This window comes from Bordetella sputigena (assembly GCF_965137885.1).
In the GTDB taxonomy this organism is placed as follows: domain Bacteria; phylum Pseudomonadota; class Gammaproteobacteria; order Burkholderiales; family Burkholderiaceae_B; genus Bordetella_C; species Bordetella_C sputigena.
The window spans coordinates 199,588-214,348 of the sequence record NZ_CBCSCA010000007.1; the positions used below are offsets into that span (position 1 = coordinate 199,588).

Genomic DNA, 14,761 nt, shown 5'->3' on the forward strand with positions numbered 1-14,761 from the left:
CCGCGGCATCCCGGATAAAATTTAATGGAATGCTGACGATTATGCTACCGACGCCTGAACAGGTTCGCCAATACATCGCCGACGGACTGCCCTGTGAACACATCGAAGTGCAGGGCGATGGATCGCATTTCGACGCGGTCATCGTCAGCGACGCCTTCGAAGGCAAGCGGCCCATCGCCCGCCATCAGCTGGTCTATGCCGCGCTGGGCGACCGCATGAAGGCCGAAATCCATGCACTGTCCATGCGCACGCTGACGCCCGCGGAATACAAGGCGGCGCAGTAATGGACAAGCTACGCATCACCGGCGGCGCGCCCCTGCGTGGCGAGGTCGCCGTGTCCGGCGCCAAGAACGCGGCCCTGCCCATCCTGTGCGCCGGCCTGCTGACGGCCGACGCGCTCACGCTGCGCAACGTCCCGGAACTGAACGACATCTCCACCATGCTGCGCCTGCTGGGCCAGGTCGGCGCGCGCGCCGAACGCCAGTCCGATGGCATCGTCACCGTGCAGGCCGACCAGGTCGACAAGCTGGAAGCGCCATACGAACTGGTCAAGACCATGCGCGCCTCGATCCTGGTGCTGGGACCGCTGCTGGCCCGTTTCGGCGAAGCGCGCGTCAGCCTGCCGGGCGGCTGCTCCATCGGCCAGCGGCCGGTGGACCAGCACATCAAGGGACTGGCGGCGCTGGGCGCCGACATCAAGCTGGAACACGGCTTCGTGGTCGCGCGCGCCAAGCGGCTGAAAGGCGCATCCGTCCGCACCGACATGGTCACCGTCACCGGCACGGAAAACCTGCTGATGGCCGCCACTCTGGCGGAAGGCCGCACGGTGCTGGAAAACGCCGCCCGCGAACCGGAAGTCGTCGACCTGGCCGAGCTGCTGATCAAGATGGGCGCGCGCATCCAGGGGCACGGCACGGACCGCATCGTCATCGACGGCGTCGAGCGCCTGCACGGCGCCTCGCACAGCGTCATCCCGGACCGCATCGAAGCCGGCACCTTCCTGTGCGCCGTCGCGGCCACCGGCGGCGACATCACCCTGCGCCACACCGACGCATCGCACATGGGCGCCATCCTGGACAAGCTGGCCGAAGCCGGCCTGTCGCTGGAAAGCGGCCCGGACTGGATACGCGCGTCGATGCAAGGCCGCGCCAAGGCCGTCAGCGTGCGCACGCATGAATATCCCGGCTTCCCCACCGATATGCAAGCGCAGTTCATGGTGCTGGACACGGTGGCCGAAGGCACCGGCGTCATCGTCGAAAACATCTTCGAGAACCGCTACATGCACGTGCAGGAACTGATCCGCATGGGCGCGGACATCGATATCGACGGCCACACCGCGGTGGTGCGGGGCGTGCGGCGCCTGTCCGGCGCCGCCGTCATGGCCACCGATCTGCGCGCGTCGGCGAGCCTGGTCATCGGCGGCCTGGTCGCCGACGGCGAAACCCTGGTCGACCGCATCTATCATCTGGATCGCGGCTACCAGCAGATGGAACGCAAGCTGCGCGTACTGGGCGCCCGGATAGAACGCGTGCCGGGCCGCGCACAACCCGAATCGAAAGAAGCCTCGCCAGGCCGGACCGCGTCAGCCTGAGGACCCGCAATGAACCAGCCAGATACCCGCCTGCCCGCCGATTCCGCGCCGCTCACGCTGGCGCTGTCCAAGGGCCGCATCTTCGAAGAAACCCTGCCCCTGCTGGCCGAAGCCGGCATCGAAGTGGCGGAAAATCCCGAGCATTCCCGCAAGCTGATCATCCCGACCAGCGATCCCGGCTTGCGCCTGATCATCGTGCGCGCCTCCGACGTGCCCACCTATGTGCAATACGGCGCGGCGGATCTGGGGATCGCCGGCAAGGACGTGCTGATCGAGCACGCCGCGGCCCATCCCGGCGGCATCTACCAGCCCATCGACCTGAACATCGCCAAATGCCGGCTGTGCGTCGCGGTGCCCGCCGGCTTCGACTACCAGAGCGCGGTGCGGCAGGGTGCGCGCCTGCGCGTGGCGACCAAGTACGTGCAAGCCGCGCGCGAACACTTTGCCGCCAAGGGCGTGTACGTGGACCTGATCAAGCTGTACGGCTCGATGGAGCTGGCGCCGCTGGTCGGCCTGGCCGACGCCATCGTCGACCTGGTCTCGTCCGGCGGCACGCTGCGCGCCAACAACCTGGTGGCCGTGGAGGACATCATGCCGATTTCCTCGCGCCTGGTCGTCAACCAGGCGGCGTTGAAAACGCGCGGTGCGCGCCTGCAACCGTTGCTGGATGCTTTCGAGCGGGCCAGCGCGCCGCGTATGGCATGATAGGCGCCTGATACGCGCCCGCGTCGCCCGCGCCCTTGATTCCACGGCCCACGCGCTTCACCGGGCCCATCCACCCCGAAGGGGGTATTCCATGACCACCATCAATCGCCTCGACTCCCGCGATCCCGATTTCGCGTCCGCCCTGTCTACGCTGCTGGCTTTCGAAGCCTCGCAGGACGAATCCATCGACCGCGCCGCGGCCGACATCCTGGCGGACGTGCGACACCGGGGCGATGCCGCGCTGCTGGAATACACGCGCCGCTTCGATCGGGTCGAGGCCGGCGGGGTCGCCGCCCTGGAAATTCCCCGCGACAGCTGGGAAGCCGCCCTGCAATCGCTGCCGGCCGCGCAACGTCAGGCGCTGGAAGCCGCCGCCCAGCGGGTGCGCGCGTACCACGAACGGCAACGCGGCCAGACCTGGACCTACACCGAAGCCGACGGCACGATGCTGGGCCAGAAGATCACGCCGCTGGACCGCGTCGGGCTTTACGTCCCGGGCGGCAAGGCCGCCTACCCGTCGTCGGTGCTGATGAACGCCATCCCGGCCAAGGTCGCCGGCGTGCCGGAACTGATCATGGTCACGCCCACGCCGGACGGCTTGCGCAACCCCATGGTACTGGCCGCCGCCGCCATCGCGGGCGTCGATCGCGCCTTCGCCATCGGCGGCGCGCAGGCGGTAGGCGCCCTGGCCTACGGCACCGCCACCATTCCCGCCGTGGACAAGATCGTCGGCCCGGGCAACGCCTATGTCGCCGCGGCCAAGCGCCGCGTATTCGGCACGGTCGGCATCGACATGATCGCCGGCCCCAGCGAAATCCTGGTCATCTGCGACGGCCGCACCCCGGCCGACTGGATCGCCATGGACCTGTTTTCCCAGGCCGAGCACGACGAGCTTGCCCAGGCCATCCTGCTGTGCCCGGATGCGGCCTACCTGGACGAAGTCGCCGCGTCCATCGACCGCCAGCTGCCCGCCATGCCGCGCGCCGCCATCCTGCGCGAAAGCCTGGGCAAGCGCGGCGCGCTGATCCAGGTGCGCAGCCTGGAGGAAGCCTGCGACATCGCCAATGACATCGCTCCCGAGCACCTGGAAATCTCCACGGAAAACCCGGAAAAGTGGGTGGAGCGGATCCGCCATGCCGGCGCCATCTTCATGGGCCGCTACGCGTCCGAATCGCTGGGCGACTATTGCGCCGGCCCCAACCACGTGCTGCCCACCTCGCGCACGGCGCGCTTTTCCTCGCCGCTGGGCGTCTACGACTTCCAGAAGCGCTCCAGCCTGATCCAGGTATCGCGGCAGGGCGCCCAGACCCTGGGCCGGATCGCCGCGGACCTGGCCTACGGCGAAGGCCTGCAGGCCCACGCCGCCAGCGCCGAATACCGGCTCGACCAGGCATGAACGCCGCCCAGCGGGCAGCGGCGACGGTCCGGCCCGATATCCAGGCCCTGTCCGCCTATGCCGTCGGCCCTGCCGACAACGGCATCAAGCTGGACGCGATGGAAAATCCCTACGGGCTGCCCGACGAGGTCCGCGACGCCATTGCCGCCGCCGCCCGCGCCACCGCGCTGAACCGCTACCCGGCCGCGCGCCACGCTGCGCTGGAGGCCGCCGTGCGCGCCGCCTTCGGTGTGCCGGAAGACGCCGCGCTGCTATTCGGCAACGGGTCCGACGAACTGATCAGCCTGATCGTGCAGGCGTGCTGCGTCCCCGGCGATGCCGTGCTGTCGCCGGTACCGTCCTTCGTCATGTTCGAACTGTCGGCGCGCTTTCACCACGCCCGCTTCGTCGGCGTACCGCTGACGCCGGCTTTCGAGCTGGACCTGCCGGCCATGCTGGCGGCCATCCGGACGCATCAGCCCAAGGTCGTCTTCCTGGCCGTCCCCAACAATCCCACGGGGGGCCGCTGGTCCGACGAAGCCATCGACGCCATCCTGGCCGCCGCGCCGGGGCTGGTGGTCATCGACGAGGCCTACCAGCCTTTCGCCGACGGCACCTGGATGCCGCGCGCCGCCACGCTGGCCAATGCCGTGGTCCTGCGCACCGTCTCCAAGATCGGCCTGGCCGGCCTGCGCTTCGGCTACCTGGCCGGCCCGGCGCCGTGGATCGCGGAAATCGACAAGCTACGGCCGCCGTACAACATCGACATACTGACCGAAGCGGTCATGCTGGCGGTGCTGCGCCACAAAGCGGTGCTGGATGAGCAGGCGGCCCGGCTGCGGGCCTCGCGCGACGGACTGGCCCGGGATCTTTCCAGCCTGCCCGGCGTGACCGTATATCCGTCCTCCGCCAACTTTCTTCTGGCGCGCTTTTCCGGCAAGATGGGCGCCAACGCCGTGCATCAAGCCTTGAAAACGCGCAGAATACGGGTTCGCGACTTCAGCGGCGGCGACCCGGCATTGGCCGATTGCCTGCGGATTTCGCTGGGCACGCCCGAAGAGCACGCCGCCCTGATGGCGGCGCTGCGCGACATACTTGCCTGACTTGCCCGATTTGCCCCGACATCTGCCCTGACATCCCGCCTTTTCCACGATCCACACAGCTACCGCGGCGCACCCACGCCCTACCCGCCAGGCACGACGCGAAAACCGACCACCATGCGTACCGCAGACATCACCCGCAACACCAACGAAACCCGTATCCGTGTGGCGGTCAACCTGGACGGCACCGGCCGCCAGACCATCGATACCGGCGTCCCCTTCCTGGACCACATGCTGGACCAGATCGCCCGCCACGGCCTGATCGACCTGGACATCAAGGCCGAAGGCGACCTGCACATCGATGCGCACCATACGGTGGAAGACGTTGGCATTACGCTGGGACAAGCCATCGCCGCCGCGATCGGCGACAAAAAAGGCATCCTGCGCTACGGCCATGCCTACGTGCCGCTGGACGAAGCGCTGTCGCGCGTGGTCGTGGATTTCTCCGGCCGGCCGGGCCTGGAATTCAATGTGCCGTTCACCCGCGCCCGCATCGGCGAATTCGACGTCGACCTGACGCGCGAATTCTTCCAGGGCCTGGTCAATCACGCCCTGATCACGCTGCATATCGACAACCTGCGCGGCAAGAATGCCCACCATCAATGCGAAACAGTGTTCAAGGCCTGTGGCCGGGCCCTGCGCATGGCGATGGAGCGCGACCCGCGCAGCCAGGGCGTGGTCCCGTCCACCAAGGGCGTGCTGTAATCCCGCGACTCTACGAATCCGCAGGCAGAATCTCGTGACTTCCATCGCTATCGTCGACTACGGCATGGGCAATTTCCACTCCGTGGCGCGGGCACTGGCCGCCGCCGCCCCGGATGCCGACATCCGTATTTCCAATACCGTGGCGGACATAGACGCGGCGGACCGCGTCGTTTTTCCCGGCCAGGGCGCCATGCCCGACTGCATGCGCACCCTGAACGAATCGGGCCTGCGCGAAGCCGTCGTGCGCGCGGCGCGCAACAAGCCGCTGCTGGGCGTATGCGTGGGTGAACAGATGCTGTTCGATACCAGCGAAGAAGGCCCGACCATCTGCCTGGGCATCTTTCCCGGCGTCGTGCATCGGTTCAGCGGCCCGCAGTACGCGTCGCCGATCGGCGCCTACGAAGACCCCGTCGTCGATGCCACCGTCGACGAACGGCTGAAAGTGCCGCACATGGGCTGGAACAAAGTGCGCCAGACGCGCTCTCATCCTATCTGGGCAGGGATTCCGAACGGCACCCATTTTTATTTCGTTCATAGTTATTACGCCGTACCGGCGGACCCTTCTCTCACCGTTGGGGAAACCGATTACGGCGGTTCCTTTACCTGCGCGGTGGCGGCGGCTAACATTTTCGCGGTGCAGTTCCACCCAGAAAAAAGCGCCGAGCATGGCCTGCGCCTGTACCGGAATTTCGTCGACTGGCGCCCCTGATAACGCCGGCCGGCGCGACGCGATTCGCGCCGGTTTGCCCTTCGTTCCAATAACCGACTTTTTCTACGCGCGTTCTCACTATGCTGCTGATCCCCGCCATCGACCTCAAAGACGGACGCTGCGTCCGCCTGCGCCAGGGTGACCTGGACGATGCAACGGTGTTCTCCGAAGACCCGGCGGCCATGGCCGCGCACTGGCTGGAGCAAGGCGCGCGGCGCCTGCATCTGGTCGACCTGAACGGCGCCGTGGCTGGCAAGCCGCGCAACGAAGCCAGTATCCGCGCCATCGTCGATGCGGTCGGCGATGAAATCCCGGTGCAGATCGGCGGCGGCATCCGCGACCTGGACACCATCGAGCGATATCTGGACAACGGCATTTCCTACGTCATCATCGGCACTGCCGCGGTCAAGAACCCGGGCTTCCTGCACGACGCCTGCGGAGCCTTTCCGGGCAGCATCATCGTGGGCCTGGACGCCCGCGACGGCAAGGTGGCGACGGACGGCTGGAGCAAGCTGACCCGGCATGACGTGCTGGACCTGGCCAGCAAGTTCGAGGACTACGGCTGCGAGGCCATCATCTACACCGACATCGGCCGCGACGGCATGCTATCGGGGGTGAACGTCGATGCCACCGTCCGTCTGGCCCAGCATGTCCGCATCCCGATTTTCGCGTCCGGCGGCATCGCGGGCATCCAGGACATCGAAGCCCTGTGCGCGGTCGAGGAAGAAGGCATCGAAGGCGCCATCCTGGGCCGCAGCATCTACGAAGGCGCCCTGAATTTCCAGGCTGCGCAAACCCGCGCGGACGAATTGGCCAAGTCATGAACGGTATTCCCCCGTCCGGCGTCGCCGGGCCCAATGCGCTGACACGGCGCATCATTCCCTGCCTGGACGTCACCGCCGGCCGCGTGGTCAAGGGCGTCAATTTCGTCAACCTGATCGATGCGGGCGACCCCGTGGAGATCGCCCGCCGCTACAACGAGCAGGGCGCCGACGAATTGACCTTCCTGGACATCACCGCCACCAGCGACGGCCGCGAGCTGATCCTGCCCATCATCGAGCAGGTGGCTTCGCAGGTGTTCATCCCGCTTACGGTCGGGGGCGGCGTGCGGCAGGTGTCGGACATCCAGCGCCTGCTTAACGCGGGCGCGGACAAGATCAGCATCAACAGCGCGGCGGTCGCGAACCCCGAGCTGGTCCGCGCGGCCGCCGACTATCACGGTTCGCAGTGCATCGTGGTGGCCATCGACGCTCGCCGGGTGGCGACGGACGATGGCAGCCCACGCTGGGAAGTCTTCACGCACGGCGGCCGCAAGGCCACAGGCCTGGACGTCATCGAGTGGGCCCGCCGCATGGCGGCCTATGGCGCCGGCGAGATCCTGCTGACCAGCATGGACAAGGACGGCACCAAATCGGGCTTCGACCTCGCGCTCACGCGCGCGGTCTCGGATGCGGTGCCGGTGCCGGTCATTGCGTCGGGCGGCGTGGGCACGCTGCAGCACCTGGCCGACGGCGTCACCGTGGGGCGCGCCAGCGCCGTCCTGGCCGCCAGCATCTTCCACTACGGCCAGCACACCGTCGCCGAATGCAAACATTTCATGTCGGACCTAGGAATTGAAGTAAGGTTGTAGTTTCCCTAAGGCGATGCCGTGCATGACTGATACGAACAACGATCCTGCCTGGCTGGGCGACGTCGCTTTCGACGCGCATGGCCTGATTCCCGCCATTGCGCAGGACGCCGAAACCGGCCAGATCCTGATGGTGGCCTGGATGAACCGCGAAGCCCTCGCCGAAACCGCGGCCACCGGCCGCGCGGTGTACTGGTCGCGCTCGCGCAAGCGCCTGTGGCGCAAGGGCGAGGAATCCGGCCACGCCCAGCAGGTCAAGGAATTGCGCCTGGACTGCGACGGCGATGTGGTGCTGCTCAAGGTCGACCAGCAAGGCGGCATTGCCTGCCATACCGGTCGCGCCAGCTGCTTCTTCCGCCGCCTCGACGATCAGGGCGGCGGCGAACGCCGGTGGGAAACCACCGACCCGGTCCTGAAGGACCCGGAGCTGATCTACAAATGAGCGACATCGACCCGCGCGGCGCCGCCGTCTTGGCGCGCATCGCCGATACCCTGGAAACCCGCCGGCCGGACCGCGGCGGCGACCCTTCCACGTCCTACGCCGCCAAGCTGCTGGCCAAGGCGCCCGATGCCTTCCTGAAGAAAATCGGCGAAGAAGCCACCGAACTGGTCATGGCCGCCAAGGACGGGATCCCCGACCGCATCGTCAGCGAAACGGCGGACCTCTGGTTTCATTGTCTTGTCGCGCTGACTCATTACAATCTGCGGCCGGAGGACGTCCTGCAGGAACTCGCGCGCCGCGAAGGCCTGTCGGGGCTGGCCGAAAAAGCCGCACGGCCCGCCGACTGACAGCGGCGCCACCGGCATACGGAGCGAGACTCATGAGCGACAACTGCATCTTCTGCAAAATCAGCCGTGGCGAAATCCCGGCGAAAAAGGTCTACGAAGACGATGAATTCGTCGCCTTCCACGACATCAATCCCGCCGCGCCGGTGCACCTGCTGCTCATCACTCGACACCATATCGGGTCCATGCAGGACGTGACGCCGGACGATGCCGGCTGGTTGGGTAGAATGATGGCATTGGCCCCGCGGCTGGCGCTAGAAAACGGCTGCAACCCGGGCACGGAAGGCGGGTTCCGCCTGCTGGCCAATTCCGGCGCGGAAGGCGGCCAGGAAGTCCCGCACCTGCATTTCCATATCATTGGCGGTTCGCGTCCCTGGAAAGGCCGCGTAGCCCCGAACGCATGAACACGGAGAACCGTCATGGGCAGTTTTAGCATTTGGCATTGGCTGATCGTTCTGGTCATCGTGGCCTTGATTTTCGGTACCAAGAAGCTGCGCAATTTCGGCAGCGATCTGGGTGGCGCCGTCAAGGGCTTCAAGGAAGGCATGCGGGACGCCAACGGCGATCCGGTCGACCCGGCTGACCGCAGCCCCGCCGACCCCGTTCACCAGCAGCGCGTTTCGGGCGAAACCATCGACGTACAGGCCAAGGAAAAAACCCATTCCTGATCCCGGCCCGCGGCACGGCGGCGCAGTGCCGCCCGGATGCCTGAACATCCGCCGCCTCGTCCGACGTCCGCCTTGCGCCAGCATAGCGATGGCAGGCGCAGGGGGCCTCCTCTCTTTTTCATGGCCGTCGTATGTTTGATGTCAGTTTCTCTGAACTGATGGTGATCGGCGTGATTGCGCTGATCGTCATCGGGCCGGAACGCCTTCCCAAGGTCGCACGCACGGTGGGACATCTGCTGGGCCGCGCGCAGCGCTACGTCAACGACGTGAAAAGCGACATCCGGCGCGAAATCGAGCTGGATGAACTGCGCAAGTTCAAGACCGACATGGAAACCGCCGCGCAGTCGGTGCATACCTCGCTGCGCGACGCCGAATCGTCGCTGCGCGAACCGGCGCAGGCCCTGCGCCAGGAATTGGACGAAGCCGCCAAGGCCGCCACCAGCGCCGTTTCCATGCAGCCCGCGGCGACCACGGCGGAGTCGCCTTCCGCGTTGACGGACAACGCGGCCACGACACCGGCTGCCGACCCATCGACGGCAACCACGGCCCCCGCCGCGCCCGTAGCTGCTGTGCCGCCGTCAGGCACAGCCGCGGCGACCGTGGCCGATGTACTCCCACCAGCCACAACCACGGCGGCGCCCGGCGTCACGCCCGCGCACGCCACCAGCGCCGTGCCGGCCGCCGCGCCATCGCAGCCGGCGCCAGCCGCGCCGCATCCGCAGGAACCAGGCGCCCCGGCGGCTCCCGCCCCCGCGCCCGCCGCCGGCGGCAGCGCGCCGAAATCCCAAACATCGCCCACCGGTAGCACAACGTGAGCCAGGAACTACCGCAAGAAGAAGAGCTGCAGGAAGACAGCTTTATGTCGCACCTGGTCGAGCTGCGCACGCGGCTGCTGCGTGCCGTGGCCGTCATCGGGGTGATTTTCGTCGTCCTCTTCTTTTTCCCCGGCGCCGCCAAGATCTACGATCTGCTCGCGCGCCCCATGTTGAGCGCCCTGCCCGAAGGCACCCGCATGATCGCGACCGGCGTGATCACGCCCTTCATGGTGCCCGTCAAGGTCACCTTGATGGCCGCCTTCGTGCTGGCCCTGCCCGTGGTGCTATGGCAGGCCTGGGCCTTCGTCGCGCCCGGCCTGTACCGCCACGAAAAACGCCTGGCGCTGCCGCTGATTATCTCCAGCACCTTCCTGTTCCTGGCCGGGATGGCGTTCTGCTATTTCGTCGTATTCCGGACGGTCTTCCACTTCATCGCCACCTTCGCGCCGCAATCGATTACGCCGGCCCCGGACATCGAGGCCTATCTCAGCTTCGTGATGACCATGTTCCTGGCCTTCGGCATCACGTTCGAGGTACCGGTCGCCGTGGTCCTGCTGGTCAAGATGGGGATCGTGGACGTCAAGAAGCTCAGTGGCGCGCGCGGTTATGTCGTTGTCGGCGCCTTCATCATCGCCGCCGTGGTCACGCCGCCAGACGTGGTCAGCCAGTTCATGCTGGCCGTGCCCTTGTGCCTGTTGTTTGAGCTAGGACTGATCTGCGCTCGCCTGGTTACCAAGAACACCCCCAGCGAGTCCGAAAACGCGATCGCGGAACGCAACCCGGGACAGCCGACGCCCCGGCAGTAAACGCGGCAACGCTGGCGCCCGTGCTGCTAAGCAGCGTGGCGGCAACGACCCGTTGCCGCCATAAACGGGACCGATTTACCTTGAGCCATCAGAACTGCAATCGTACATTGCACGGATGACCATGGCTGACCGCTTGCGAACCCTCATGCGTTGGCGCGGTATTCGCAGCCAGCGGCAACTGGCGCGATTGTCCGGCGTACCGCAAACTTCCATCCACCGCATCCTGACGCGCGACCTCGGATACATGCCCGCGCTCAGCACGCTCGCACGCCTGTCGCGTGCGCTGGACACCACGGTGGTCTGGCTCAGCGAAGGCGAACAGGGGCTGCAGGCCAAACCGCAGGCGGCCGAATCCCCGCAGCCCCGCGACGGCGGCGGCATGCACCACTATCACCCCGAATGCGGGGGCGACGCCGCCGAACTCCACATGCTGATGGCCAGGCTATCGGAGGCCGAACGACGCCACGTCGTCGCCCTGGTCCGCATGCTGGCGGACCGTCCTACCTGGGCCGCTGGGGACGGACACCGATCTTCACCTTGAGATCCATCTGCCGGCCGCCGCGCAGCACCGCCAGGCTGACTTCCTGGCCCGGCGGCAGCAGGGCGATCATGGCCAGCATCGACGACGTATTGCGCACATCGTTGCCGTCTATGCTCAAAACGATGTCGCCGACGCGCAGGCCGCCCTTGCCCGCGGGACCGTCGCGCATGACGCCGGCGATGATCACGCCGCGCTGACTGGTCAGCTTGAAGGCGCGCGCCAGGTCCGGCGTCAGGTCCTGCGGCTCGACACCCAGCCAGCCGCGCCGCACGTAGCCGGTGCGGATGATTTCTTCCATGACCGAACGCGCGGTATCGATGGGTACCGCGAAGCCTATACCCAGCGACCCGCCGGACTGCGAATAAATGGCCGTGTTGATGCCGACCACATTGCCATGCTGGTCGATCAGCGCGCCGCCCGAGTTGCCCGGATTGATCGCGGCGTCGGTCTGAATGAAATTCTCGTAGGTGTTCAGGCCCAGGCTGCTGCGCCCCAGCGCCGACACGATGCCCTGGGTGGTGGTCTGCCCCACGCCGAAGGGATTGCCGATGGCCAGCACCACATCGCCTACCTTCAAGGAGCCGTCGCTGCCCAGCGTGGCCACCGGCACCGCGCCGATACTGTCGGGCAGCTTGAGAACGGCCAGATCCGTTTCGGGATCCGCGCCGACCACCTGCGCGCGTGCTTCGCGGCCGTCGGCCAGCGCGACCTCGATGGCATCGGCGGCCTCGACCACGTGATAGTTGGTCAGTACGTAGCGATCCTGCACGATCACGCCGGACCCCAGGCTGGTGGATTCGTGCCGGCGGTTGACGCCGGGCAATTGTCCCAGCAGTTCACGTATGACCGGATCGTCGGGCAGGGGGATCAAGGGCACGTCGACATGCTTGGCCGTGTAGACGTTCACGACGGCGGGGGCCGCGCGCAGGACCGCGGGCGCGAAGGTCAGATCGCCGCCGCGCGGCTCGGCCGACGGCGCGCCAGCGCGGTCGCCCGCGGCCTGCGGGCGCTGCGCGGAAGATGGCCGCGTATCCGGCCCGGACAGGCGCAACCAGTCGGGGCGCAGGGTGCTGACCACGAATAGAATGGCAAGACTGACCGTGACGGCCTGGGCGAATATCAGCCAGAGTCGACGCATGATTTTTCTTAGGTAAAGCAATGAACAGTATCGATTCCCGCGAACTGGCCGCCTGGCTGGACCAGACCCTGCAGCCGGGCCGGTTCCGCGACTACAGTCCCAACGGGCTGCAAGTGGAAGGCAAGGCGTCGATCAGCCATATTATCGCCGGGGTGACGGCTTCCGAGGCCTTGTTGCGTGCCGCCATCGAACGCGGCGCGGATACCGTCCTGGTGCACCACGGGTGGTTCTGGAAGAACGAAGACCCGCGCGTACGCGGGCCCCGCCGCACACGCCTGGCGCTGGCCCTGGCGCATGACCTGAACCTGTTCGCTTTCCACCTGCCGCTGGACGCCCACCCGCAATTGGGCAACAACGCCCAGCTGGCGCGCGTCCTGGGCCTGGCGCCGGAGACGGATGCCAACGGCCTGCCGCGCACCTGCGGACCGGACAATCTGGTGTGGCTGGGCGACGCGCCGGGCATAGCCGACTTCGGGCAGCTTACCGCGCAGGTGGCGCAACGGCTGGGCCGCGAGCCGCAAGCCATCGGCGATCCGCGGCGCCCCATACGCCGCGTGGCCTGGTGCACGGGGGGCGCCCAGGGCATGCTGGCCGATGCGGTGGATGCCGGGGCCGACGCCTACATCACGGGCGAGATATCCGAACCGACCGTGCACCTGGCGCGGGAAACCGGCGTGGCGTTTCTGGCCGCCGGCCACCACGCGACGGAGCGCTACGGCGTCCAGGCGCTGGGCCGGGCCATCGCCGAGCGCTTCGGTATCCAGGTGGACTTCATCGACATAGACAATCCTGTCTGAAGTCGCGCGTGCCCGGCGGCATCGTCGCGCCGGGCGGCGGCCGGGCGGCCGCGCGCGATCAGGCAACCGGACCGCGCTGCTGCTTCAGGATGTCGCGGATTTCCTGCAGCAGCTGGACATCGGCGGGCGCCGCCGCGCCGGCCGTCTCGTGCTTGGTTTCCAGGGTGGCGCGCGCCCTGGCCACGGCTTTCACCATCCAGAAGATGATAAAGGCCAGCAGGATGAAGTTGATGACGATGGTAACGAAGTTGCCCCAGGCGAATACGTTGGCGCCGGCCTTGGTCAGGTCCGCGTAGGTCATCGGCCCGGTATAGTTGGGCGGCATCGAAAGGACGATGAACTTATTGGAGAAATCGACTGCTCCGCCCAGGATGAAATTGACCAGGGGCATGACGACGTCCTTCACCAGGGAATCCACGATTCTTCCGAAGGCGGCCCCGATGATCACACCGACCGCCAGATCCACAGCGTTGCCCTTGACGGCGAAGGCACGGAAATCTTTCAGAAAACTCATACACGCTCCTCTGTGAATGTGCCCCCAATTGGGCTAAGGCTATAATACGCGGTTGCGAAGACGTTACGTATCATCAGCATTAACACTCCGGCTCGCCGGAGGTAGCAAGACACCCCGGCAAGCCGGGGAGCAAGAAGGCCAGGTACAGGGCCACTGCTTATTCCACATCCCCAGGAGGGGAACGCTACACGGCCCAGGCATGACCCGCAGTAGCCGCATAACAAGGATGGAAGATGAGTCAGACTACGATGTATCACGATGACGAAGGCGCAGCACCTCTTAACCTGCCTCCTGACCCATCGCGCCGATTTTGGGTAACCACGGCCTGTGCCCTGGGAGGCGTGGCCGGTGTAGCAACTGCCGTACCGTTTGTAAGTACTTTCGCTCCCTCCGCCAAGGCCCGCGCCGCCGGCGCCCCGGTCGAAGCGGACATCAGCCAGTTGCAGCCCGGCCAGATGATGACGGTGGAATGGCGTGGCAAGCCCGTCTGGATCCTGCGCCGCACGCCGGAGCAGCTGGAAGAACTCAAGAAAGACCCCGGTCTGCTGGCCGACCCGGATTCCAAGCGGCCCGGCTATACCCCCAAATTCGCCGAAAACGCCTACCGGTCCCGCAAGGAAGACCTGTTCGTCTGCGTCGGCATCTGCACTCATCTGGGTTGCTCGCCCAATCGCCAGGACAACGTCGCCCCGGGCGTGGACGGCTTTCTGTGCCCCTGCCATGGCTCCCGCTTCGATCTGGCGGGCCGCGTGTTCAAGAACGTGCCCGCGCCGGACAACCTGGAAGTGCCGCCATATCAATACCAATCTGACACCCGCATCATTGTCGGGGTCGATGAGGACAACAAGGCCTGACAGGGCGGCGCCACGCGCACGCATCAGACA

20 protein-coding genes are annotated in these 14,761 nt (G+C 66.6%); 18 read left to right on the plus strand and 2 right to left on the minus strand.

The features are described from left to right. The first annotated feature begins 41 nt into the window (after window positions 1-41). From ACNA0R_RS15590 to ACNA0R_RS15665, 16 genes are all read left to right on the plus strand, one after another. Window positions 42-284: a BolA family protein gene (locus ACNA0R_RS15590; RefSeq protein WP_415826932.1), complete on the plus strand. Its 243-nt coding sequence runs from the start codon at window positions 42-44 to the stop codon at window positions 282-284. Further along, complete coding sequence (gene murA, locus ACNA0R_RS15595) at window positions 284-1,591, plus strand: UDP-N-acetylglucosamine 1-carboxyvinyltransferase (protein WP_415826933.1); 1,308 nt, start codon at window positions 284-286, stop codon at window positions 1,589-1,591. Before ACNA0R_RS15590 ends, murA begins: the two co-directional genes overlap by 1 nt. Before the next feature lie 9 nt (window positions 1,592-1,600). Beyond that, a complete protein-coding gene (hisG, locus tag ACNA0R_RS15600; RefSeq protein WP_415826934.1) occupies window positions 1,601-2,296 on the plus strand; it encodes an ATP phosphoribosyltransferase in 696 nt (231 codons plus the stop codon). 91 nt (window positions 2,297-2,387) lie between these two features. Further along, a complete protein-coding gene (gene hisD / locus ACNA0R_RS15605) occupies window positions 2,388-3,692 on the plus strand; it encodes a histidinol dehydrogenase (RefSeq protein ID WP_415826935.1) in 1,305 nt (434 codons plus the stop codon). After that, the gene (gene hisC / locus ACNA0R_RS15610) at window positions 3,689-4,774 is read left to right on the plus strand and encodes a histidinol-phosphate transaminase (protein ID WP_415826936.1); all 1,086 of its coding nucleotides are present in this window, start codon (window positions 3,689-3,691) and stop codon (window positions 4,772-4,774) included. The genes hisD and hisC overlap by 4 nt, the downstream gene beginning before the upstream one ends. 114 nt (window positions 4,775-4,888) lie before the next feature. Beyond that, window positions 4,889-5,476 carry an imidazoleglycerol-phosphate dehydratase HisB gene (gene hisB / locus ACNA0R_RS15615; protein WP_415826937.1) on the plus strand — a complete coding sequence of 196 codons (588 nt, stop codon included), beginning with the start codon at window positions 4,889-4,891 and terminating at the stop codon, window positions 5,474-5,476. Window positions 5,477-5,510: 34 nt separating this feature from the next. Further along, window positions 5,511-6,185, plus strand: a complete 675-nt coding sequence (hisH, locus tag ACNA0R_RS15620) for an imidazole glycerol phosphate synthase subunit HisH (protein WP_415826938.1) — start codon at window positions 5,511-5,513, stop codon at window positions 6,183-6,185. Between the two features lie 80 nt (window positions 6,186-6,265). Next, entirely contained in the window at window positions 6,266-7,009 is a 744-nt protein-coding gene (hisA, locus tag ACNA0R_RS15625; RefSeq protein WP_415826939.1) for a 1-(5-phosphoribosyl)-5-[(5-phosphoribosylamino)methylideneamino]imidazole-4-carboxamide isomerase, read from the plus strand. Then, entirely contained in the window at window positions 7,006-7,815 is an 810-nt protein-coding gene (gene hisF / locus ACNA0R_RS15630) for an imidazole glycerol phosphate synthase subunit HisF (RefSeq protein ID WP_415826940.1), read from the plus strand. Before hisA ends, hisF begins: the two co-directional genes overlap by 4 nt. A gap of 22 nt (window positions 7,816-7,837) precedes the next feature. Next, the gene (hisI, locus tag ACNA0R_RS15635) at window positions 7,838-8,254 is read left to right on the plus strand and encodes a phosphoribosyl-AMP cyclohydrolase (RefSeq protein WP_415826941.1); all 417 of its coding nucleotides are present in this window, start codon (window positions 7,838-7,840) and stop codon (window positions 8,252-8,254) included. Beyond that, window positions 8,251-8,601, plus strand: a complete 351-nt coding sequence (locus ACNA0R_RS15640; RefSeq protein WP_415826942.1) for a phosphoribosyl-ATP diphosphatase — start codon at window positions 8,251-8,253, stop codon at window positions 8,599-8,601. The genes hisI and ACNA0R_RS15640 overlap by 4 nt, the downstream gene beginning before the upstream one ends. Before the next feature lie 32 nt (window positions 8,602-8,633). Beyond that, window positions 8,634-9,002 carry a histidine triad nucleotide-binding protein gene (locus ACNA0R_RS15645; protein WP_415826943.1) on the plus strand — a complete coding sequence of 123 codons (369 nt, stop codon included), beginning with the start codon at window positions 8,634-8,636 and terminating at the stop codon, window positions 9,000-9,002. A 15-nt stretch (window positions 9,003-9,017) separates the two neighbouring features. Beyond that, window positions 9,018-9,266, plus strand: a complete 249-nt coding sequence (gene tatA, locus ACNA0R_RS15650; RefSeq protein ID WP_415826944.1) for a Sec-independent protein translocase subunit TatA — start codon at window positions 9,018-9,020, stop codon at window positions 9,264-9,266. A gap of 131 nt (window positions 9,267-9,397) precedes the next feature. Beyond that, a complete protein-coding gene (gene tatB, locus ACNA0R_RS15655) occupies window positions 9,398-10,081 on the plus strand; it encodes a Sec-independent protein translocase protein TatB (protein ID WP_415826945.1) in 684 nt (227 codons plus the stop codon). Between the two features lie 44 nt (window positions 10,082-10,125). Next, window positions 10,126-10,887 carry a twin-arginine translocase subunit TatC gene (gene tatC / locus ACNA0R_RS15660; protein WP_415827057.1) on the plus strand — a complete coding sequence of 254 codons (762 nt, stop codon included), beginning with the start codon at window positions 10,126-10,128 and terminating at the stop codon, window positions 10,885-10,887. A gap of 121 nt (window positions 10,888-11,008) precedes the next feature. After that, on the plus strand, window positions 11,009-11,428 hold the full coding sequence (locus ACNA0R_RS15665) for a helix-turn-helix domain-containing protein (RefSeq protein ID WP_415826946.1): 420 nt from the start codon (window positions 11,009-11,011) through the stop codon (window positions 11,426-11,428). Here ACNA0R_RS15665 and ACNA0R_RS15670 read toward each other — a convergent pair. Further along, window positions 11,388-12,566, minus strand: coding sequence for a trypsin-like peptidase domain-containing protein (locus ACNA0R_RS15670; RefSeq protein WP_415826947.1), 1,179 nt, complete (start codon window positions 12,564-12,566; stop codon window positions 11,388-11,390). The genes ACNA0R_RS15665 and ACNA0R_RS15670 overlap by 41 nt on opposite strands. Window positions 12,567-12,586: 20 nt before the next feature. On the opposite strand from ACNA0R_RS15670, the gene ACNA0R_RS15675 reads away from it, so the two are divergent. Beyond that, entirely contained in the window at window positions 12,587-13,363 is a 777-nt protein-coding gene (locus ACNA0R_RS15675; RefSeq protein WP_415826948.1) for a Nif3-like dinuclear metal center hexameric protein, read from the plus strand. Window positions 13,364-13,421: 58 nt separating this feature from the next. Here the strand turns inward: ACNA0R_RS15675 and mscL are convergent, their stop codons facing one another. After that, complete coding sequence (mscL, locus tag ACNA0R_RS15680; protein ID WP_415826949.1) at window positions 13,422-13,877, minus strand: large conductance mechanosensitive channel protein MscL; 456 nt, start codon at window positions 13,875-13,877, stop codon at window positions 13,422-13,424. A gap of 233 nt (window positions 13,878-14,110) precedes the next feature. Between mscL and petA the strand changes: the two genes are divergently transcribed. After that, on the plus strand, window positions 14,111-14,731 hold the full coding sequence (gene petA / locus ACNA0R_RS15685; protein WP_415826950.1) for a ubiquinol-cytochrome c reductase iron-sulfur subunit: 621 nt from the start codon (window positions 14,111-14,113) through the stop codon (window positions 14,729-14,731). Window positions 14,732-14,761: the final 30 nt, after the last annotated feature.